Annotated in this window: 20 protein-coding genes; 4 read left to right on the top strand and 16 right to left on the bottom strand. The window is 31.6% G+C overall.

The annotated features are described in order from the left end of the window. Positions 1 to 97: 97 nt before the first annotated feature. The gene (locus J2S15_RS19585) at positions 98 to 1,579 is read right to left on the bottom strand and encodes an ATP-binding protein (protein WP_307411936.1); all 1,482 of its coding nucleotides are present in this window, start codon (positions 1,577 to 1,579) and stop codon (positions 98 to 100) included. Beyond that, the gene (locus J2S15_RS19580; protein WP_307411932.1) at positions 1,569 to 2,255 is read right to left on the bottom strand and encodes a response regulator transcription factor; all 687 of its coding nucleotides are present in this window, start codon (positions 2,253 to 2,255) and stop codon (positions 1,569 to 1,571) included. Before J2S15_RS19580 ends, J2S15_RS19585 begins: the two co-directional genes overlap by 11 nt. Before the next feature lie 146 nt (positions 2,256 to 2,401). Between J2S15_RS19580 and J2S15_RS19575 the strand changes: the two genes are divergently transcribed. Next, complete coding sequence (locus tag J2S15_RS19575) at positions 2,402 to 2,830, top strand: hypothetical protein (protein ID WP_307411929.1); 429 nt, start codon at positions 2,402 to 2,404, stop codon at positions 2,828 to 2,830. Positions 2,831 to 2,913: 83 nt separating this feature from the next. Here the strand turns inward: J2S15_RS19575 and J2S15_RS19570 are convergent, their stop codons facing one another. Together J2S15_RS19570 and J2S15_RS19565 are read right to left on the bottom strand one after the other, a co-directional pair. Further along, entirely contained in the window at positions 2,914 to 3,414 is a 501-nt protein-coding gene (locus J2S15_RS19570) for a PTS sugar transporter subunit IIA (RefSeq protein ID WP_307411926.1), read from the bottom strand. Further along, positions 3,369 to 4,754, bottom strand: a complete 1,386-nt coding sequence (locus J2S15_RS19565; protein WP_307411923.1) for a PTS transporter subunit EIIC — start codon at positions 4,752 to 4,754, stop codon at positions 3,369 to 3,371. The genes J2S15_RS19570 and J2S15_RS19565 overlap by 46 nt, the downstream gene beginning before the upstream one ends. A 618-nt stretch (positions 4,755 to 5,372) precedes the next feature. Here J2S15_RS19565 and J2S15_RS19560 point away from each other — a divergent pair. Continuing rightward, positions 5,373 to 6,848 carry a glycoside hydrolase family 1 protein gene (locus tag J2S15_RS19560; RefSeq protein ID WP_307411920.1) on the top strand — a complete coding sequence of 492 codons (1,476 nt, stop codon included), beginning with the start codon at positions 5,373 to 5,375 and terminating at the stop codon, positions 6,846 to 6,848. Positions 6,849 to 6,903: 55 nt separating this feature from the next. Here the strand turns inward: J2S15_RS19560 and J2S15_RS19555 are convergent, their stop codons facing one another. The 9 genes from J2S15_RS19555 to J2S15_RS19515 all read right to left on the bottom strand — a co-directional run bounded on the left by J2S15_RS19555 (position 6,904) and on the right by J2S15_RS19515 (position 15,398). Beyond that, the gene (locus tag J2S15_RS19555; protein WP_307411917.1) at positions 6,904 to 7,710 is read right to left on the bottom strand and encodes a MurR/RpiR family transcriptional regulator; all 807 of its coding nucleotides are present in this window, start codon (positions 7,708 to 7,710) and stop codon (positions 6,904 to 6,906) included. A 166-nt stretch (positions 7,711 to 7,876) separates the two neighbouring features. Continuing rightward, positions 7,877 to 9,475, bottom strand: coding sequence for a xylulokinase (locus J2S15_RS19550; RefSeq protein ID WP_307411914.1), 1,599 nt, complete (start codon positions 9,473 to 9,475; stop codon positions 7,877 to 7,879). 79 nt (positions 9,476 to 9,554) lie between these two features. Next, entirely contained in the window at positions 9,555 to 10,250 is a 696-nt protein-coding gene (locus J2S15_RS19545; protein ID WP_307411912.1) for an L-ribulose-5-phosphate 4-epimerase, read from the bottom strand. A 4-nt stretch (positions 10,251 to 10,254) separates the two neighbouring features. Continuing rightward, positions 10,255 to 11,730, bottom strand: a complete 1,476-nt coding sequence (gene araA / locus J2S15_RS19540; protein ID WP_307411908.1) for an L-arabinose isomerase — start codon at positions 11,728 to 11,730, stop codon at positions 10,255 to 10,257. A gap of 29 nt (positions 11,731 to 11,759) precedes the next feature. After that, positions 11,760 to 12,902 carry a glycoside hydrolase family 28 protein gene (locus J2S15_RS19535; RefSeq protein ID WP_307411905.1) on the bottom strand — a complete coding sequence of 381 codons (1,143 nt, stop codon included), beginning with the start codon at positions 12,900 to 12,902 and terminating at the stop codon, positions 11,760 to 11,762. Then, positions 12,902 to 13,309 carry a PTS sugar transporter subunit IIA gene (locus J2S15_RS19530; RefSeq protein ID WP_307411902.1) on the bottom strand — a complete coding sequence of 136 codons (408 nt, stop codon included), beginning with the start codon at positions 13,307 to 13,309 and terminating at the stop codon, positions 12,902 to 12,904. Before J2S15_RS19530 ends, J2S15_RS19535 begins: the two co-directional genes overlap by 1 nt. 48 nt (positions 13,310 to 13,357) lie before the next feature. After that, the gene (locus J2S15_RS19525) at positions 13,358 to 14,158 is read right to left on the bottom strand and encodes a PTS system mannose/fructose/sorbose family transporter subunit IID (protein ID WP_307411900.1); all 801 of its coding nucleotides are present in this window, start codon (positions 14,156 to 14,158) and stop codon (positions 13,358 to 13,360) included. Further along, positions 14,151 to 14,921: a PTS mannose/fructose/sorbose/N-acetylgalactosamine transporter subunit IIC gene (locus J2S15_RS19520; RefSeq protein WP_307411897.1), complete on the bottom strand. Its 771-nt coding sequence runs from the start codon at positions 14,919 to 14,921 to the stop codon at positions 14,151 to 14,153. Before J2S15_RS19520 ends, J2S15_RS19525 begins: the two co-directional genes overlap by 8 nt. Before the next feature lie 12 nt (positions 14,922 to 14,933). Next, on the bottom strand, positions 14,934 to 15,398 hold the full coding sequence (locus J2S15_RS19515) for a PTS sugar transporter subunit IIB (protein WP_307411895.1): 465 nt from the start codon (positions 15,396 to 15,398) through the stop codon (positions 14,934 to 14,936). A gap of 253 nt (positions 15,399 to 15,651) precedes the next feature. Here J2S15_RS19515 and J2S15_RS19510 point away from each other — a divergent pair, with 253 nt between their 5' ends. Continuing rightward, entirely contained in the window at positions 15,652 to 16,530 is an 879-nt protein-coding gene (locus tag J2S15_RS19510) for a helix-turn-helix domain-containing protein (RefSeq protein ID WP_307411893.1), read from the top strand. A gap of 156 nt (positions 16,531 to 16,686) precedes the next feature. Then, positions 16,687 to 17,670, top strand: coding sequence for a nucleoid-associated protein (locus J2S15_RS19505; RefSeq protein WP_307411891.1), 984 nt, complete (start codon positions 16,687 to 16,689; stop codon positions 17,668 to 17,670). 136 nt (positions 17,671 to 17,806) lie between these two features. On the opposite strand, the gene J2S15_RS19500 is transcribed toward J2S15_RS19505, so the two are convergent. From J2S15_RS19500 to J2S15_RS19490, 3 genes are all read right to left on the bottom strand, one after another. Further along, complete coding sequence (locus tag J2S15_RS19500) at positions 17,807 to 18,484, bottom strand: hypothetical protein (protein WP_307411889.1); 678 nt, start codon at positions 18,482 to 18,484, stop codon at positions 17,807 to 17,809. 22 nt (positions 18,485 to 18,506) lie between these two features. After that, positions 18,507 to 19,088: a histidine phosphatase family protein gene (locus J2S15_RS19495; RefSeq protein WP_307411886.1), complete on the bottom strand. Its 582-nt coding sequence runs from the start codon at positions 19,086 to 19,088 to the stop codon at positions 18,507 to 18,509. A 139-nt stretch (positions 19,089 to 19,227) separates the two neighbouring features. After that, complete coding sequence (locus J2S15_RS19490; RefSeq protein WP_307411884.1) at positions 19,228 to 20,046, bottom strand: MerR family transcriptional regulator; 819 nt, start codon at positions 20,044 to 20,046, stop codon at positions 19,228 to 19,230. Between the last annotated feature and the right edge of the window lie 232 nt (positions 20,047 to 20,278).

The raw sequence follows: 20,278 nt of genomic DNA, 5'->3' as shown, positions 1-20,278 counted from the left end.
CCTTTTAGAAGTATGCACTTTTTGGTGTGAAACGCACCTTTTTGTAAGAAATAAAAAAACCTCTGGATAATCAATTATGATTTCCAAAGGCTTTTATCTATTTCTTTATATTAAACATTACTGTAGTTCCTAGCGAAACTTTACTATCAACATCTAATTCAATATTATGACGTTCTGCAATTTCTTTCACAATTGCTAAACCTAATCCACTACCATTACTATTTGATTTCGCATCTGAGGAATAGAATTTATTAAAAATATTCTTTAGTGCTGATTCTTCAATTCCACAGCCCTGATCTCTTATACTGATTCTGAATTCTTTATCTGTATTTTTTACATCAATGCTAATCTGCGAATGTTCTGGTGAAAATTTAATCGCATTGTCCAATACAATAATAAACATCTGACGTAGTCTTGCATAATCTGCATCCATTTCAAATATACTTTCTTTCTGAGAATAATTTATATTAATATTTTTATCTACTGTTAATGGTCGAAGTGATCTTACTGCATCAGATAAAATATCTATTACATTTACACATTCCTTCTTTATTGCATAATCAGGATTTTGCAGTCTGGACAATTCCAACAAATCATTAATCATTCGTTCCAGATGAATACTGTCAGATAACATCTGTTTATAATAATCCTGAATCTTATCTTCATCTGTAATCACACCATCTTTTAGCGCTTCCAGTGAACCTCTCATGACCGTTACGGGTGTTCTTAGTTCATGTGCAATCTTTGTCATAAAGTCTTTTCGTGACTGTTCCACTTGTGACATATACTTTTCACTCTCATCCAATTTCTCTGCTAACACATCAATATGAAGCGCCAGAGATCCGATTTCATCTTTTTGATGAACATCAGTTCTAACTGAATAATCTCCTTCACTAAGTGTCTGTGTTACCTTTTCCATCTTCTTAAGTGGAGTTACAAATTTACAAGCTAAAACAATGGATAGGATTAATACAAATAATAATGATATCAACAAACTTACAGCGAGAATAAAGATACCATCTTTAATTCCAGATTCTATACTAGATAATTCTGTGTGAAGTAATACCACTGCAACTACTTTACCATTATTATTAAATACAGGAGTAACTACACTTACTGTTGGTGTATCTATAATACTGCTAAAACTTTGGCTACTTTGGGTTTCACCACTAAAAGCATCTTCAATTAAACCTTCAGCTTCTGCAGGTAAATCATTATAATTTACACTATGCCCACCATGTCCTACATGCACCAAACTAGAATTTCTATCTATCACCCATATATTCCCTTGAATGGATGCCTCTAACAGACTAATATCATTTGCATATTCTTCATCGCTGATTTCACTTTCTTCATGATTATTCAAAGAATGTTTTCCCTGTCCATGACCATTATTTGATTGTCTTTTTGAAGTTAGAGTTTCCGCAATTTTATCTGCTTGTACCTCTAAATCTGCAATCCTGTTATCCATTGAACGACTTGCGAAACTATAGACAAATAGTCCACCTGTAATCAATGTAAACAACATCAGTAAAATACTGAAATATAGAATCAGTTTCTTCGTTATTCTATGTTTCATTCTTTTCCACCTCAAACTGATATCCTACTCCCCAAATTGTCTTTATTTGCCACTTGTCATTTGAAAACTCGTTCAACTTTGCTCTTAATCGTTTTATATGGGAATCAACAGTTCTGCTATCGCCATAATAATCATAACCCCAAACACTATCCAGCAAATTATCACGAGTAAACACTTTCCCTTTATTTGTGGCTAACAGCCATAAGATTTCAATTTCTTTTTTGGTTAGATTTACTTGTTTCCCATCTATTTCTACTACATATTTTTCTAAATCTATTTTCAAATTATCATATTGAATAATTTCATTCTTATCATCATTTACCCTTCGTAGTATCGCTCGTACTCTAGCCATTACTTCACTAGGAGAAAATGGCTTTACAATATAGTCATCTGCTCCAATGTCTAAACCCATGATTTTATCATAGTCTTCACCTCTTGCTGTAATCATGATAATTGGAACAGAAGATGTTTCACGAATTATTTTACATACATCAAAGCCATCTAATTTTGGCATCATCACATCAAGCAAAATTAAATCTATTTTACGATTATCAAACACATCTAAAGTTTCTTCACCATCAAATGCAGTAAATACTTCATATCCTTCTTTATTTGCATAGTCAGATAGAATTGATATGATGTTTTTATTATCATCTGCAATAAGAATTCGTTTCATACAATGCCTCCATTAATATCTATAGTATATAATACTATAGATATTTGTCTTTTCTATGTCATTCTCATTATTTCATATTTGTGTCAAAAAACATAGATTTGACACAAATCTATTTTATACTGCAGTTGTAAAAGGAGGAGAAAACAATGAAAAAGAAATTACTTTTATCTAGTCTAGCCCTTGGTATTGTGATTGCTATTCTCTTGTTTACTGGTCAATCGATGAAGGCGCAATCAGAAGCAACAAACAAAAACCCATCAGAAATTGATAAAACAGTTGAAAAAGTATCAAAAGAAAACAAAGTTGTAGAAGCTTCTGCAGATACTACTATTGAAACGAAAACAGTGACACAAGTAGATAATCAAAGTGAGGTAATACAACAGGTACAAAATCAACAAACTACAAATTATATCAACTGCAATGGTAGTGGAGAATGTGGTGGGTATAATTGCCAGAGTTCAAATTGCCCTTACGTAACACAACAAAATAATAATCAAAACATCAATCAAGGCATTCATCATGGAGATAAGAATCAACATCATAGTGGTGAAAGAAATCAACACGGACACAAATAAGAAAAATACGTTAGCACTTATTATAGCTAACGTATTTTTTGCTTATATTTGATTTCTTACTTTTGTGGTAAACATAAGATTACTTATATAATCTTTGCAATTACCTCTTCACTTCTGACATCACTTGGTGTATTGAACACCACTTGTTTTTCATTAGGTTTCACAACAATCAGCATTGTTGTCATATCGTAAGTTTTTTCTAACTCTTTCAAATCTAATTTAATTACAGGCTCTCCTGCAATTACGTAATCTCCTTGAGTTTTTAACGCTGTGAATCCCTTACCATTTGCTTCAACTGTGTTGATTCCAATGTGACACAATAGCTCCACTCCATTGTTCATTGCAATTCCAAATGCATGCCCAGTTGGGAAGAGTACACTAAGTTTACCACTCGCTGGTGCATAAATTGTATCACCCTTTAGTTTGAATGCTACTCCATCCCCCATTGCCTTGCTTGCAAACACTTCATCATTTACATCAGTAATTAAAATCTGTGTTGCATCTGCAAGTGCTACTATTTTATTATCGTTATAACTAACTACACTGCTTTTATCTGTTTTTTTTTGCCAATAAGATACGTACATGCAAACGATACTACTAATGCAATAATCATAACTGCAACTGCAATAATCAAGTTTTCATTTGTACCATCTGGATTAATGTAAGCAGGAATTGAAATAAATCCTGGTGTAGAAATTACATATTGTGTCATTCCAAACAATCCAGCAATCAATCCTCCGATTCCTCCACCAATCATTGCCCCAATTAAAGGATAACGATTAGGGAATAATACTCCATATACTCCTGGTTCTGTAATACCACATAGTGCAGTGACTCCAGCTGAAATTGATACCGATTTTTCTTCTACGTTTTTCGCAATCAATGCTGCAGCCAAACAAGCTCCTCCAACTGCCACATTTGCTGGTGCCATTCCTGTACAAATTAATGGATCACTACCAACTTGTGCCAATAATGCGAATACGACTGGATATGTTGCATTGTTCATTCCAAAGAATACTAATAATGGTGTTGTAATACCAATGATCATAACAGCGATTGCTGGTACTACATCGTAGATTGCAAATACTCCATCTGCCAACCATGTACCTACTGTGTTACCAATTGGTCCAAGCACAATTAATGTAACTGGTACTGTAATTAGAATTGTAATCAGTGGAACGAATATCGTTCTTAAATACACTGGTGTATATTTTTGTAGGAATTTATATACAACTGACATAAACAACACACCAAGAATTACTGGGAATACGGTAGAGTTATAAGCAATTTGTGCTACCTGAACTCCTAAGAAATCCAATCCTTCTGCATTATTAATTGTTGAATATAATAGAATTGCTCCCAAGAATGCTCCTAGATATCCATTTGTTTTTAATCTAGTTGCTGCTGAGAATCCAATGAACACTGGCAAGAAATAGAACGTTGCCTGGTTAATTGCATAAATAATTGTATATGTTCCTGATTCTGTAGTTACTCCAAAGAAGTTTGTTAATAGAGTAAGTACAGCACCTGTAAGCCCACCAGCTACAAGTACGGGAATTAGTGGAGAGAATGTTCCTCCAATGAATGATAAGATACCATTCATAATATTTCCTTTTTGGAATCCTGTATCATCTTTTAGTGCATCTGGATCATCCACTGCTCCACCAGTCTTAATGCCATCCAATTTTTGGAATTCTGCATATAGACTAGCTACATCCTGTCCAATAACTACTTGATGTTCTCCATTTTGGATAACAACATTCAAAACTCCAGGAATTTCTTTAATCTTTTCTATATCAAATTTATCTGCATCTTTTATTTGTAAACGTAAACGAGTCATACAGTGGCTCACACTTGCGATATTTTCTACCCCACCACAGTTATCAATAATTGAATCTCTAATTTTCTTAAAATCTTTTCCCATATTACTTCGTCTCCTTTCGGTATCTTTATTTCTTCGAATAAAGATACAAGCAAATGTTCATTAAGAGAAGTATAAGAAATGCTTTCAATATCCTTCCAAGTCCCTATATTTCCTATGCACTTCGAAGTAATTGCATCATTAGATGCATTACATCCCAACTCTGTTTTTATATACAATAGTATGTTGATTCGCGCAAATCATCACAAGACAGCAGTTTTATGTAATCGCTATCATTGCTAATTTTATTATAACAAAGTAAAAATTCAAAAAGGGGCTAATATGTGCCCCAATCCTGTTCTTTTTGAATGATTGGTTCCAACATTTAGGAACTAATCCACAAAACCTTATTTCCCAAGAAATAATTTTCAATCTGCCTGTACATCTACTATAGCAGTATATAATAAGGAAGGTAAAGTACTATATATAATCCCTACTTCTAAAATGGTGTATATATCACAACCGAATCTTTCTACTTCGATAAATAGGGGCACATAATAGCCCCCTTTTATGAAAACTGCTTTGATATAATGTGGTTAGCAATAGTAGTAAACTTATGAAATCACTATTGTGATGATGATTTGCGCGAATCACTAATTTGAAAGAGGAGGAACTAGATATATGCATTATAAACATGATCCAAAATTCCCAGAAGGATTTTTCTGGGGAGCAAGTAGTGCCGCATGGCAAGTAGAAGGTGCGACTGAAGCAGATGGTAGAACACCAGCAATTATTGACTTAAACTCGAAGACGAAAAAACCTTTCGCAGATAACTCAATTGCAGCAGACCACTACCACCATTACAAAGAAGACGTTGCATTAATGGCAGAGTGTGGATTTACTTCTTATAGATTTTCACTGGCTTGGCCTCGTATCATTCCAAATAGTGATAGAAAAGTAAATCAGGCAGGTATTGATTTCTACAATAACTTAATTAATGAATTATTGAAACATAATATAACACCAATCGTAACGTTATATCACTATGATATGCCAGTATGGGTGGAAGAAAAATGCAATGGTTGGTTAGACCGTAGTATTGTAGATGAATTTGAATATTATGCTAAAGTTTGTTTTGAAAACTTTGGTGATCGAGTAAAATATTGGTTAGCAATTAACGAACAAAATATGCAAATCTGTTATGGACACTGGCTAGGTGTTTCCAAAGGATGTACGGATTGGTTTAGACAAAAATGGGTAATCAATCACAATATGAATATGTGTTCAGCTAAAGCAGTAATTGCTTGTCATGAAATGGTAGAAGGTGGAAAAATTGGACCAGTTCCTGGAATGGTTCCTATCTATCCTGAAACTTGTAAACCAATGGACCAAATTGGGGCAATGAACGCTGAAGAATTCACAGAAAAAATCTGGAATGACACAAATGCTTATGGAAAATACAGCAACTTCTTAAAGAACTACTGGAAAAATAACGACATCGATCCTGGAATCCAACCTGGAGATGAAGAATTAATGCTTGCTGCTAAAATCGACTACATTGGTGTAAACTGCTACCGTAGTAATACTGGTAAAGATGCACCATTAGACGCAGAAGAACAAGAATACCTATTAAACAAAGATGGTGTAAAAGGAAATCTTAAGTTCCCTGTTGTCCCTGGACAATATGCACTTACAAACAACCCATATGTAGAAACAAATGATTGGGACTGGGAAATCGATCCAGTATCATTACGTTATACATTAAGATACTTATGGGATCACTACCAACTTCCAATGATGATTATGGAAAATGGTTTCGGTATGCATGAAGCAAAAGATGAAAATGGTGAAGTTCACGATCCAGAAAGAATTGAATTCTTACGTGAAAACATCTATCAAGTAGGACTAGCAATCGAAGATGGTGTTGAAGTTATTGGATACAACCCATGGTCATTTACTGATTTATTATCTACAGGTAATGGTATGGCGAAACGCTATGGTCTTGTATTCATTGACGCAACTGATGAGGAATTAGCAAATGCAAAAGATGCATCTGAATTAGGTATGAAGAGAATTAGAAAAGATTCATTCTACTGGTACTCTAAACTAATCAAATCAAATGGAAAAGATTGGGGAAAAGAGATGCTAGGTAAATAAACCTAAGAAAGCGATGGTAATTGTAGTTTACACTACATCACCATCGCTTTTTCTTTTATTCAGAAATTTTAGTACCATATTTTATATAGTAAGCATTGTATAATCGATCAAAGAAATAGTTCAATCCATACTTTCCTGGAATACTCTTTTCACCTGAATGATCATAATCACTTAAGAAATATACCTCATCATATGTATCAGAAAAGGATTTATCCCTTGCAGTAGTAACCAGTGCCTTATGTGCTTTGACCTTTTTTATAAGTTCCTGTACTTCTTTCGCAAATTGTCCTGAAGAGGAAACAACTAACAGATAATCATTCTCATTTAAATCCAGCAAGCTTTCTTCATCCATATTATTATCGGACATTACATTCACAATCTTTCCACTCAACACTAAAGGTCGTTGAAACTCCAACAACACCATATTACTAGAATATGAAGAAAGTAATACTGGATGTTCACTGCTTTGAATATGAGTAACAATTTTATCATAATCTTCAAATTTTATATTATTATCAACTTCTTTCGGCATCGATAATATTTCTTTTTTAGTCCATTCTGCATATTCTTTTGCATTCTTATGCCCTTCTTGCAGTTGGATAAAATAAGTATATTCATGATTCAAAGATTTAAACTCTGTCTTTAAGTCCTTAAAGTTATCATATCCAATTGACTTACAGAAACGTCTTACTGAACTTCTTGATACAAAACAATCTTCAGCAACCTTATAGATATTTGCATCACTTAATTCCAGATAATGTTCTAAAAAATATTGAGCTAAAACATAGTTTGGATTATCAGTGCTGTTTTCATTAATAATATGCAATAATTTGTTAATTAGACTTAGTTTGTATATACTCATTTCATGCTCCTCCATTCTGAAGAATCTAATTTATGTATACACTAATATTATCATGAATGGGTTTAAAAACAAATAATTATGAAGACGACTACAATGAAATAATTCTACCTTATATAAATCAATAACTAGTAATAATATAATACTGTATAATTTTAAAAAATAGTCTTTAGAATTCTTTGTTTATAGTTTGTGATGCTAATTTAACTACAGGTAATCCTTTTGTATATCTCTTTGCATATTCATTATAACTTTTCATCATCAATAAGTCTGGATTTATTGTTCTTTTGGTTACTTTAGAGAAAACAATATTATTTAGATATGATTCCAAACTTTGTGAGGACCCTATATAACTCGCTAAAATTGCCATGCCCCAAGCTCCTCCTTCATTTGCTGTTTCCATCAAAGAAACAGGAACATTCAAAGCTGATGATACTATTTTATCTACAACTCCTCTTGTCTTGAATAATCCACCATGAGCAAGAACATAATCAATTTTTATTCCTTCCTCTTGTAGTAAATCCATACCTAATTTAAGTACACATATTGTAGAATACAATTGTACTTTCATAAAATTTGAAAGTGATAAATTACTATTAGGGCTTCTAACAAATAAAGGACATCCATTTACTAATTGTAGAATATGTTCTCCAGAAAGAAAGTTATATAAAAGCATACTCTCATTATCCATATCAGCGGTTTCTATTTGTTTAAATAAATGTTCGTATAAATAATCACGTTGTACAGTAACACCAAAAGTTTTTAATACCTCCGAAAATAAGTCCATCCATTCATTTAAATCTGATGTACAGTTATTCACATGAACCATTGTAACTAGTTTTCCATCTGGAGTCATTACTAAATCAAGTTCTTCATAAACTCTTGATAATTCTTTCTCTATCACAACCATAGAAAAAATACTAGTGCCTGCAGATATATTACAAGATCTCTCAGATATTGTATTGGTTGCCACCATACCTGTTCCTGCATCTCCTTCTGGAGGACAAAATATACAACCAGACTGCAAATCACCATCATTATCTAATAATAACGATCCTTCTAAAGTTAGTGTTCCTGCCAATTCACCTGCTAGGAGAACTTTTGGCAATATATCTTTTATTTTCCAATTATAATTATGGTTTTTAACTAAGTTATCAAAAGCGTTTATCATTTCATTGTTGTAATTTTTCTTATCCAAATCAATCGGAAACATTCCTGAAGCCTCGCCCACTCCAACAACCTTATTACCAGTTAATTTATAATGAATATATCCTGAAAGGGTAGTCATATAATTGATATTTTCTACATGATTTTCATCATTCAAAATTGCTTGATACAAATGAGAAATACACCATCGTTGTGGAATTTTATAATCAAATAATTTAGTTAATTTCTTTGATGCACATTCAGTTGTTGTATTTTGCCAAGTTCTAAAGGGTACAAGTAATCTGTCATCTTTATCAAAAACCATATAGCCATGCATCATTCCACTTATTCCAATGGAAGCTATTTTTCTAATTATTACACCATACTCTTCCTTTACATTATCTTTTAGTGATTTATAGCAAGACTGAATCCCTTTCCAAATATCATCTAATGAGTAGGTGAAGATATCATTTATATATTGACTTTTCCATTCGTAATTTCCCTTTGCGATAGGAGTATGATTTACATCTATAAGCACTGCTTTTATCCGTGTCGAACCAAGTTCAATACCCAATACAATCTCTCCCTCTATAATCTGTTCTTTAATCTTTTCAATACTCATTTTATAACACCTCTCTTTAATTGAAATTTGTATTATATTGCAAATATAGTGGGGGTCTATATTTATAGTTAACTCCCCACTACTTTTGTCCATAATAGGCATTGGGCCCATGTTTTCTTTTAAAATGTTTATCCAGTAATTCTTCTTGAATGTTTGCTACATCCCTATTTAAGGTAATAGTTGCATAAGCCATTTGTGCACATTCTTCCATAACAACTGCTTTATATACGGCGTCCATACAATCAATTCCCCAAACAAAAGGACCATGACTATGAACTAGAACTCCAGAAATATTATCTGGACTTAACTTTCGCTCTCTAAATGTTTCTACAATGACTTTGCCAGTCTCTTTCTCATAATTTTCATTAATTTCTTTTTTACTCATTAATCTTGTGCATGGAATATCACCAAAGAAATAATCTGCTTGTGTTGTTCCATAAACAGGAATATTAAAACCTGCTTGTGCAAATACAGTTGCCCATCTCGAGTGCGTATGTACAATACCATTTATATTTTCAAAATGTTTATATAATTCAATATGAGTCATTAAATCACTCGACGGTTTCAGATTTCCTTCTATTACATTACCTTGCAAATCACATACAACAACATCATCTATTTGCATATTCTCATACTCCACTCCACTTGGTTTTATTGCAATCACTTTTCTCTTTCGATCAATCTCAGAAACATTTCCCCAAGTAAAAGTAATCAAATTATATTTTGGTAGCAAAAGATTTGCTTTTAATACTTTTTCCTTCAACTTCTGATACATAAATTTACCCTTTAAACTTCCAGATAAGATCATTCCAATCAAGTTCTTTTCGAAATTGCTGAAGATTCAGTTGTTTATCAATATGCACAAATTCAATTTGCATAATTTCTGCAAAGTCTCTCATGATATCTGCAGTCAAATCATAACTTAAAACACTATGATGACCTCCACCTGCATAAATCCATGCCTCTGTACCAGTTATAAAATCAGGTAAAGGCTTCCATAAAACTCCTGCAACTGGTAAATTTGGCATTTCTTCGTCTTGGTTTTGACAAACAATATCATGGCAAATCATTCGAAACCTTCCTCCCATATCGGTTAAGGTTACTAATATAGCATTTCCCGCTTTCGCTTTGAACACTAATCGTGCAGGTGCTTCCCTTCCTCCAATATCCAATTCACTAACGATTATTCTAGGTTTTTCATCAGCAAAACTTGGACAAACTTCTAGCATATGAGATCCTAAATTCATACTATTTTGCGAATTCAAATGATAAGTGTAATCTTCCATAAATCCTGTACCATTTTCTTTATCTGCAACCATTTGTTTCATAATTCTGCAAAGTGCTGCAGTTTTCCAATCACCTTCTCCTGCGAATCCATAGCCTTTTCGCATTAAATTCTGAACTGATAACCCTGGTAATTGACGTAACGCTTGTAAGTCCTGAAAATTTGTATGAAATGCATTGTAATCACCTTTTTCTTTCATACACTTTTCAATAGCTATTTCTTCTTTTGCCTGATACCTTATAGATTCCATTAATGCACTATTAAAATCATATAAAGATTTATATTCTTCTAACTTTTTACTAATTTCATCTTCTGTAACTCTATTTACATAATCAATAATATCACCAACACCATAATAATCGATTGTCCAACCCAGTTTAATTGCGGCCTCAACTTTGTCACCTTCAGTAACAGCAACATCTCGCATATTATCTGATATTCTTAATACCTTTGTTTTATTACTTTCATGAGCTCCAATTGCAGCTCTCATCCAACTATCAATTCTCTGACATGTTTCAATTTCTCTCCAATATCCACAAATCACTTTTTGAGGGATCCGCATACGTGCCAAAATAAATCCATGTTCTCGATCGCCATGAGCTGATTGATTTAAATTCATAAAATCCATGTCAATATCAGACCATGGAATTTCTTTATTATATTGTGTATTTATGTGTAGAATAGGTTTTTTTAAACTTTTCAAACCTGATATCCACATCTTGCTAGGCGAGAAGGTATGCATCCAAGTAATCAATCCTATACATTCTTCATCATTGTTTGCATCTTTTATTACATCGCTTATTTCTTTTGAATTTCGTACCACTGGTTTCCAGACTATATTAAAAGAAATCGTTTTATTTACATTCCATGAATTTACCATTTCTAAACTATGTTCGTTTACTTTTTTTAATGTTTCTTCGCCATATAAATCCTGACTTCCTACAATGAACCAAAAATTATAGTTTTCCATCTTTTCTCCTAATTATCATTTATTGTATGTCACTTTGTTTTAATATTAGTATTTTCAAAGATTACTTTTATACTTTTATCTTTTTCTATAAAATTATCTTTATTAAGTGGATCTTTAAAATCAATCTCACAGTCTCTAAAAATTAGTTTGCATTGTTGACCATTACCTTTCATAAGTGAAGATTTTGTAATTCCATCAAATAATACATTTTCAAACACTAACTCTCGAAGTGGTTTATTATTTTGCATTAATCTTTCTTCCCCATAATTATATTCGATAATGGCAGGAATGTTCTTAATTATACTATTACGAATAATAATTTTTTCACCATCTCTTCGAATTATATCTGGACGAATAGAATAATACTTAAATAATCTATGCGTATTATATGTATTTTCTTTTATGTGTGGATATTTTGCAGGACCTTCAATTTTACAATCATCAAATATTAGATTATATCCACCAATACGTAAAACATTACATGCTGTATTCATATAACAATTTCTCACTTTAAGATTTTCAATATCATATCCTGCAAAACAGTCATCACCTGTCATAATCGTACAATTTTCTATTTCAATGTTCGTACAATGATGAAGGTTAAAACCATCATGACCTGCTAAAATTGTTACATCCTTAGCATATACCTCTTCGCAACTATCTATCTGATGTGACCAATTGGCACAATTAACAAATGTATATCCTTGTAATTGAATATTTTTACATTGACTAAATATGATACCCATAGGTCCTCTAAATTTTTCTTCACCATTTGCATCAAAGCAATCTTGCCCATCAATTTTAGACCCTTTTTCACCTTTTATTGATATATTATTTTCCTGAAAAGCACAAATTATTCCATATGCATAATAGTCAGGTAAATTCCAAGCCTTTATATAATATTCATCATGTAAATAACCTAATGTACTAGGTACATTAAAATTGATATAATCTTTACAATCACTACTCCCTATTAACTCTGCATTTTCCATTAGATGAAATACCATATTTGAATATAAACGAATACTGCTTATATAGTACTTCCCTTCAGGAATTAAAATTTCTCCACCACCATTTTTATGACAATCATCGATTGCTTTTTGAAATAAAGAAGTTTGTAGTTTCTGCGAGTTTTGTATCACTCCATAGTCCAATACATTATATATATTCATTACTCATCTCCCTCTTCATCTTCAACGGAAAATTCATTCATATAGATCATTTGTTTTTGAGCTTCATCTATAATTGATTGAATCTTCTCTTTCGTTAGTTTTTCATCTTGAGGATGTAGTGCAAATGCAAGAGCAAGTGGAAGATTAACTCCACAAATTAAATGAATATGCTCATTTGTAATAAAACAGAATTCTTGTGTTACACTGCCTCCTTGCATATCACTTAAAATGATTACTTCATCGTCTTTGTCTAATGTTTTTTGAAAGATGCTAATTTGTTCTTTAATCGGTGTCTTATCTATGTATGCACTAATTGCATATATATTATCCATACTGGTTAAGAATTCCAATGTATCTTTCATTCCATTGGCCATATTGCTATGTGATGCTATTAATATTTTTCTCATATACTTCTCCTATCATTTTTGTCAAAAAGGTGCTATAAAGCACCTTTGTTATGCACTCAATACACCAAAGAATGCAGCTACCATTGAAAAGATAATTACAATCAAAATCAGTTTTGACATACTTATATTTTTCTTTGTTAATAATTGATAACAAATAAATGTAAAGACTACTGGTAGCATACTTGGCATTACTTGATCAATTAGTGGTTGAATTTCTTGTGTGACTTCTCCTGATGTAAATGTTAATGGTACATTTATATTTACTACTCCTGAAATCAGTCCACCAACTACTACAAGTCCTAAGACAGAAGCTGCTTCTGTTAACAACGTAATTTTTTCTCCTAATGATGATAAAATCTGTAATCCTTTGTTATACCCAAAATGAACTAATCGTGTTCTTAAAAAGAATAAACTTACCCATAATATACTCCACACAACAGACAGGAATGGATTTCCTTCAAGAAGCATATATCCTGATAATGAACCCATAATCGTAGGAAATAATACAAAGATTAAAGTATCTCCTATCCCAGCTAAAGGACCCATCATACTCGTCTTAAATTCTGTAATTGTACTTCTTGCAGCTGATCCTTGTGAATCTTCTAAAGCCAGTACTGCACCAACAATTACATTAACTGTCCATGGATTTGAATTAAAATAACGATAATGTGATAGCAATGCATCCTTAAATTCTTCATCATCACTATATATCTTTCTTAATGCAGGAGCTATTGCATATGCAAATGTCCCACCTTGGAGCACTTCATAATTTAATGTTGAACAAGACATCATCTGCCAACGATAAGCTGCAGTTGTAATATCTTTTTTCGTTAAAACGGTTTTACTCATCTTCATCTGCCTCCCCTACATTTACGAATGAAACTTCATTTCTTCTGCGATAAAAATCAAATGCTAATGCGAAACCTACAATTGCAATTCCTAAAATTGGAACTTGTAAGTATGCAGATAAAACAAATCCAAGCAATGCATAATTTAAATATTTCTTAACTGGCATATATTTAAGTAGCATTGAAAAACCAACAACTGGTAGTAACGCTCCAGCTAAAGATAATCCCTGTGTTACCCAAACAGGTGTAACATCTAAGATTTGGTTAATAAATGTAGCTCCTAACGTTACGGATAACAATACTGCAATTGCTGCTTCTAAACCAAATAGAACCCAGCAAGCAAGTAATAAGCGTTGTCCTGACTTTGCTTTTCCCTCTGCAACCATTTTTTCTGATTTTCTAACAATTACTCCATTGATCAAACGAACAACAATATCCATTTGAACCCCTAACATTCCTACTGGAATTCCTAATGCCAATCCAGCTTCAATCCCTTTTCCTGTACCAACTGCTACAGCTGTAGCAATAATTGTTGCCCATCCATAGCGAGGAGTTGATGATCCTCCTACTGCTGCCACTCCTAACGACATTAACTGTAAGGTTCCCCCTACTACACATCCTGCTTCTAAATTTCCTAATAATAATCCAGTAATTGGTCCTATAATACCTGGATAAATTAGCCCAAAACCTTGAGGCCCCATTTCATCCATTTGCATTATAAAAGCTAAAACTGTAACGATAATAATTTGAATAGGTTCTAGCATTTTCTTTTCCTCCTAATACTCTACCTTTGTATCTGCGGGTACATATTGAATATATGTATAAACACCATCGCTTTTAATTTTATTTAAGAATTCTTGATCTTTTTTAGTACATGAATATCTGTTTGATAACTTAATAATCTCATCGCTCAGATATCCTGAACCACCAATATTTAGTTCTGCCATGGTAATTCCATTATCCAATAGAAGAGAAAAAGTTTCTGGTTTTTTAGCAACTACAAATACTCTTTTACCTTTGTATTTATCTGCTTTGAAATTTTCTATAGCAGTGTCTAAGGTAATAATTGATAATGGGATACCTACTGGTCTAGCCATTTTCATAATTTCTTTCTTTTGTGGATCTGCTGCGACTTCATCATCAATTATCATAAGGCGCTCACATTTTGTGTGCTGTGCCCATTGTGTTGCAATAATTCCATGTAGAAGCCGATTATCCAATCTGCCTAAAACAATATCCATATGTTCCTCCTTTGAATCAAGATAATTCATTTTACTCTTATGTCGACATTTAAGTAATTACATAGTATCATCAAAAAAATATTGTGTAAGTAGAATAGTTACACAATAAGTGGACAATTTTTACTTTGTAATTCTATTATTCTTTAATATTTAACGTTTTTTTTAATAAATCTACTGATTTAGCTTAAGAATCAAGTAATAAGTAGACAAAGTCCACCTAGCAATTTATACTTTACTATATAAGGAACGTATTATGAAATATAATTATTTTTACAGTAAAATCCAAAGAGAAGCGACGTTTCTATGGGGTGGAAGATTTATTAGCACTCCTGAATGGCAACACAAAAAAAGAACAAGCAACTTTCATGAAATCATTATTGTCATTAGTGGTGTATTACATATACAAATAGGTGAGAATAAATTTTCAGCGCCTAAAAATACGATATTATTAATTCCAAAAGGGACTTTACATTTTGGAACTCAGAGTTGTCTTGAGGATACATCTTTTTATTGGTTTCACTTCCTACTTCCTGAGAAATGGGAAATCATCGATAATAAAATGGTTGATTTTTATCTACAAGAATATCCATACAATAATGCTTTACTTCTACCTTTATATTCTGAAGAGATGGATTTCTCTAGAATTAATATTTTAGCCAATCAACTTTTAGATATATTAAAAAGAAATGAAAGTAATCGTTTTTATCTTGATTTTTTTCTAACAAGTTTTCTAATAGAAATAACAGAAGAAATTGCATTTGACCGTAAAGATACTGATATGTTACATAATGAGAGAAAGACGTTATCTTATATCACAGAATGGATTAAAGCAAGTTTAGAACAAGACTTATCATTAGAGATTGTGGCTAAAAAATTCAATTACAGTAAATCTTATTTATCTAGAATGTTCTCTGAAAAAATGAATATAACTCTTACTGAGTATATAAAGCAATTGCGCATTGAAAGGGCTAAATCGTTATTAAGCAATCTTTCTATATCTATAGAAGAAGTTGCGGAACTATGTGGTTTCAATGATGAAAAGTATTTTATGCGTTGCTTCAAGAAGGAAGAGTTAATAACACCTTCACAATATCGAGATGCTTTTAATAAAAGTAGTATAAACAATAAATAAAATGTATAACCAATAAAATTTAATTATTAAAAAAGCATTAGAAATATTACCTACTACATGATAGAATAAGTTGGTTCGATGTCTGAACAAATAACCTAATTAAATAATACTCAAAACACATTGAGTGATAAATATTTGTTGGTAAAAGGAGCAACCATGATTAGTATAAATAGATATAGTTTATCAATGATTGATTTAAAGGATAGTACAATTATTTCATCACAACCAGTAGATGAAATATCATTTCATGAAAGTAGTTTTATATTACGTAAAATAAAAAAAGTATTCACAAATAATGACAACCGTGACTGTAGTTTAAATGAATCTAGTCGTTATATTGAACTCTTTGATAATTATAAAAGCAATAGAAACATGTATGAATTAGCAGAAACGCTATCTCAAGATATCTTTAATAAGAAACTGGAATTAGGAATTAATGCTAGCAGTGATTTACTGATTGTTGATTTTATAAAAGATGACCATAACTATCTACTAATTTATGACCATTCATTAGAAAATGCTTTCTCTCACTATGTAGAACAAACAAGTGGTGAAGCTCAAATTCGTATTACTAGAAATAAAAATGGTTTAAATGGAAGAATCAAAAAAAGCGATTCTTATCTTGCTTGGGATTTTACTGATAATAATTTTATGATTTGTGATGCAATGGATTTAGAAGAAAAAGATGAACTTGAAAAAACGGTTTTTGAAACAATCTTCGATATTGGTGCAAAACCAAATGATAAAGATATCATCCTAACATTAGAGAAAAGTGTAAATCAAATTGCGGAACAACACGAATTAGATCAAATGGAATGTACAGTTGCCTTAAAGAAAGAACTATTAGCATCTCCAGAAATTGTACTATCTAATGTATCAGAATTAGTATTCGCAGATAATGAAAGAGCAAAAACTGATTTTACTACATTATCTCAGGAGCATGAAATTCCAAAAGAAATTACAATCAATCAGGCTGTCTTAAAGAAAAAAGATAAATTCCAAAAAATTATGACGGATATCGGAATTGAAATTAATATCCCTATTGAGCAATTGAGCGAAAAAGAAAAAGTTGAATTTGTAAATAACGATGATGGAACCATCTCTATCAAAATCAACAACATTACAATGATCAATGATTAACAGAAAAGCAATTGAATCTCCCAAAGAGTCTAGATTCAATTGCTTTTTTATTATCTTCACTTCCAACTTCTCACCCATTTTCGCCAAAGAACGGATACTATTGTTTTCATTTTTACCACCTGTTTCTTTCTCTATGTTACGCCTCACTAAATATAAGAATGTATATTCCTAGATATGCTACATTTTCCTTGGTTAATTTATATCCATATTTAGAAACTATTATATCTCCAATTTGCTTCGCCTCTGCTTTTGCGAATGGATAATCATGCAATAACTTTACTCTATCTATATCAATTGAATAATTCTCTTTTTTATTCTTTATAATTTTGTATGCTAGATTTAAATTGTATTTCAAGAACTCTTGATAGTACTCATTATTTGAAATACTATAATTACCTGTAATACTTTTTGTCATTTCACAAATATCCATGGCAGCATTCATAATATCAATCATTTCTCTTCTTGATACACGAAACCTTGCTTTCATAATTAACAGAACAATTTCAACTTTATCCAATATAGTAAGAGCACTTGAAGCCACTTCATTAAAATCCATTACAATCATGGATGCAAGATTCATCTCCTCTTCAAACCATTGAACAAACCTACATATATCTAGATTACAACTTCTATTTCTGGTTTCTGGAAATTCCAGAAAATAATCGTATAAATCAGGATATATTGTATTATCTATATCCGACTCATAATAGTGTTTAATATTTTCAACATATTTATCTACTAAAACATTTATAATTTGAATACTTGGATACTTATAATCTCTATGCTTATGAACTTTACAACTAATTGTTTGCATACAAGCTACCTCCACTTTTTATTTATATCGAAGAATAATCATGAGCAATAATTTCTAATGGTGTAAACTCTTTCCCATCATACTCATACTTTACTATTGAGCAATTAAGAAAAGCTTTCTCATAACTTGGAAGTTGTTTTCTACAATTCCTATAAAACAATCCACTCACTCCTGAATGAGAAACAATAAGTACATTCTCATGATCTTCTTTATCCATTATCCCTGTTATGGACTTTACAATTCTATCTTGTCCCTGACTATTTGATTCTCCACCATATTGAAGAAAGAAATCTCCATAATCCCCTTTGGGATTCAACATTTCACTTTCTCCTTCAAAGACACCAAAGTTGAGTTCCTTTAATTCCTTCACCCTTTTATAAGGCATCTTATTTCTTAACACGATTTCTATTGTGTCACTTGCTCTTTCGGCAGTAGAACTATATGCATGGTCAAATAAAACTGGATTCTTTATAAAATATTCTGCAGCAATATGAGCTTGCTTTATACCTCTTTTTGTAAGTGGCGAATCACAATATCCTTGTATTTTCTTTCTTACATTAAATACCGTTTCTCCATGTCTCATAATATATAAATATTTTCTCATAGTTTACCTCCCATCTTTTCAACAAGTTTAACTACTATTCTTTATCTAATTAAATTGTAGTCTATCCAGTTACTGGATAGTCAATCATAAATTTTTTTCAATCAAAAAAAGTACCAATTTGAAATTGATACTTCCATTTTTATATTACTCTTATAAGCGTCTTAATAATAAAATCGTCTGGTAATTTTGCAGATATTTCATTTATTAGGTAATCTTCATAAGCCCATTCCTCAAGAGTATAGTTTTTTTCTTTCGCATATTCCACAAGTTTCCAATATGCTTCCTGCCGCTCAACTCTGCCTCCATAAGTATACGTAAAAATATAGGTTCCTTCCATCATATATTCTTCTGACTCTGGAACATGATAATAATAATGAAAATAATTATGAGTCATATCATGCATATACTTTTTATAATCGACACACGCTCCCCATGGAAAGGTATGCGTAATTCCCTGATTTTTTGCATCATTGTAGAATTTTGATACAGACATTGACAAACTAACTTCTTTACCACGACGATATAGTTTTCTAGATTCACAAAAAATAGGTTCCCTTTCTCTATACTCTTCACTCACAACTCCCATCTTTATATTCTCTGCTTCCATTGCCATTTCTTTTTGCATTCCAATCATACTACTTATTGTCTTCAAATCTTTGATTTTTTCTTCAATAATTTTCTGTTGTTGATCGAATGTATTTATCATTATTGTAGGATTCTGATTCTTAATAAATTCTTTGATATCCTTTAATGACATTCCAATTTCTTTTAATATTTTGATTGTATTAATCATATACAATTGACGATAGTAATAATACCGATAACCATTATCCAATACAACTGCAGGAGAAAATAAATCTATCTCATCATAATACAAAAGTGTTTTCCTTGCTAATCCTGCCAGTTTAGCAAATTCACTTACAGAAAAATATCCATCTTCTTTTGTTATGTTTGTCATTGAAGCTCCTTATCTAAAAAATACTATATACTCATTATAAACCACAATACCTCTTAATTGTAATTATGAATCCTAATAATTGAAATATTTATACAAATCACTTGTACACCTTGTAAACTTTGTAAACTTTGTAAACCTTGTAAACCTTGTAAACCTTGTAAACCTTGTAAACCTTGTAAACCTTGTAAACCTTGTAAACCTTGTAAACCTTGTAAACCTTGTAAACCTTGTA

It is taken from the genome of Breznakia pachnodae (genome assembly GCF_030814225.1).
GTDB classification, from domain to species: Bacteria; Bacillota_I; Bacilli_A; order Erysipelotrichales; family Erysipelotrichaceae; genus Breznakia; species Breznakia pachnodae.
The sequence above is the reverse complement of the archived record's forward strand: the minus strand, read 5'-3'. Positions and strand labels throughout refer to the sequence as shown.

What these genes read in the sequence shown, in the direction of transcription:
- J2S15_RS19515 (WP_307411895.1), bottom strand. Translation starts at nt 15,398, where the DNA reads ATGGATATTGTTTTAGGCAGATTGGATAATCGGCTTCTACATGGAATT.
- J2S15_RS19520 (WP_307411897.1), bottom strand. Translation starts at nt 14,921, where the DNA reads ATGCTAGAACCTATTCAAATTATTATCGTTACAGTTTTAGCTTTTATA.
- J2S15_RS19585 (WP_307411936.1), bottom strand. Translation starts at nt 1,579, where the DNA reads ATGAAACATAGAATAACGAAGAAACTGATTCTATATTTCAGTATTTTA.
- J2S15_RS19490 (WP_307411884.1), bottom strand. Translation starts at nt 20,046, where the DNA reads ATGACAAACATAACAAAAGAAGATGGATATTTTTCTGTAAGTGAATTT.
- J2S15_RS19505 (WP_307411891.1), top strand. Translation starts at nt 16,687, where the DNA reads ATGATTAGTATAAATAGATATAGTTTATCAATGATTGATTTAAAGGAT.
- J2S15_RS19580 (WP_307411932.1), bottom strand. Translation starts at nt 2,255, where the DNA reads ATGAAACGAATTCTTATTGCAGATGATAATAAAAACATCATATCAATT.
- J2S15_RS19535 (WP_307411905.1), bottom strand. Translation starts at nt 12,902, where the DNA reads ATGAATATATATAATGTATTGGACTATGGAGTGATACAAAACTCGCAG.
- J2S15_RS19495 (WP_307411886.1), bottom strand. Translation starts at nt 19,088, where the DNA reads ATGAGAAAATATTTATATATTATGAGACATGGAGAAACGGTATTTAAT.
- J2S15_RS19525 (WP_307411900.1), bottom strand. Translation starts at nt 14,158, where the DNA reads ATGAGTAAAACCGTTTTAACGAAAAAAGATATTACAACTGCAGCTTAT.
- J2S15_RS19530 (WP_307411902.1), bottom strand. Translation starts at nt 13,309, where the DNA reads ATGAGAAAAATATTAATAGCATCACATAGCAATATGGCCAATGGAATG.
- araA (WP_307411908.1), bottom strand. Translation starts at nt 11,730, where the DNA reads ATGGAAAACTATAATTTTTGGTTCATTGTAGGAAGTCAGGATTTATAT.
- J2S15_RS19565 (WP_307411923.1), bottom strand. Translation starts at nt 4,754, where the DNA reads ATGGGAAAAGATTTTAAGAAAATTAGAGATTCAATTATTGATAACTGT.
- J2S15_RS19570 (WP_307411926.1), bottom strand. Translation starts at nt 3,414, where the DNA reads ATGTACGTATCTTATTGGCAAAAAAAAACAGATAAAAGCAGTGTAGTT.
- J2S15_RS19545 (WP_307411912.1), bottom strand. Translation starts at nt 10,250, where the DNA reads ATGTATCAGAAGTTGAAGGAAAAAGTATTAAAAGCAAATCTTTTGCTA.
- J2S15_RS19555 (WP_307411917.1), bottom strand. Translation starts at nt 7,710, where the DNA reads ATGAGTATATACAAACTAAGTCTAATTAACAAATTATTGCATATTATT.
- J2S15_RS19550 (WP_307411914.1), bottom strand. Translation starts at nt 9,475, where the DNA reads ATGAGTATTGAAAAGATTAAAGAACAGATTATAGAGGGAGAGATTGTA.
- J2S15_RS19560 (WP_307411920.1), top strand. Translation starts at nt 5,373, where the DNA reads ATGCATTATAAACATGATCCAAAATTCCCAGAAGGATTTTTCTGGGGA.
- J2S15_RS19575 (WP_307411929.1), top strand. Translation starts at nt 2,402, where the DNA reads ATGAAAAAGAAATTACTTTTATCTAGTCTAGCCCTTGGTATTGTGATT.
- J2S15_RS19500 (WP_307411889.1), bottom strand. Translation starts at nt 18,484, where the DNA reads ATGCAAACAATTAGTTGTAAAGTTCATAAGCATAGAGATTATAAGTAT.
- J2S15_RS19510 (WP_307411893.1), top strand. Translation starts at nt 15,652, where the DNA reads ATGAAATATAATTATTTTTACAGTAAAATCCAAAGAGAAGCGACGTTT.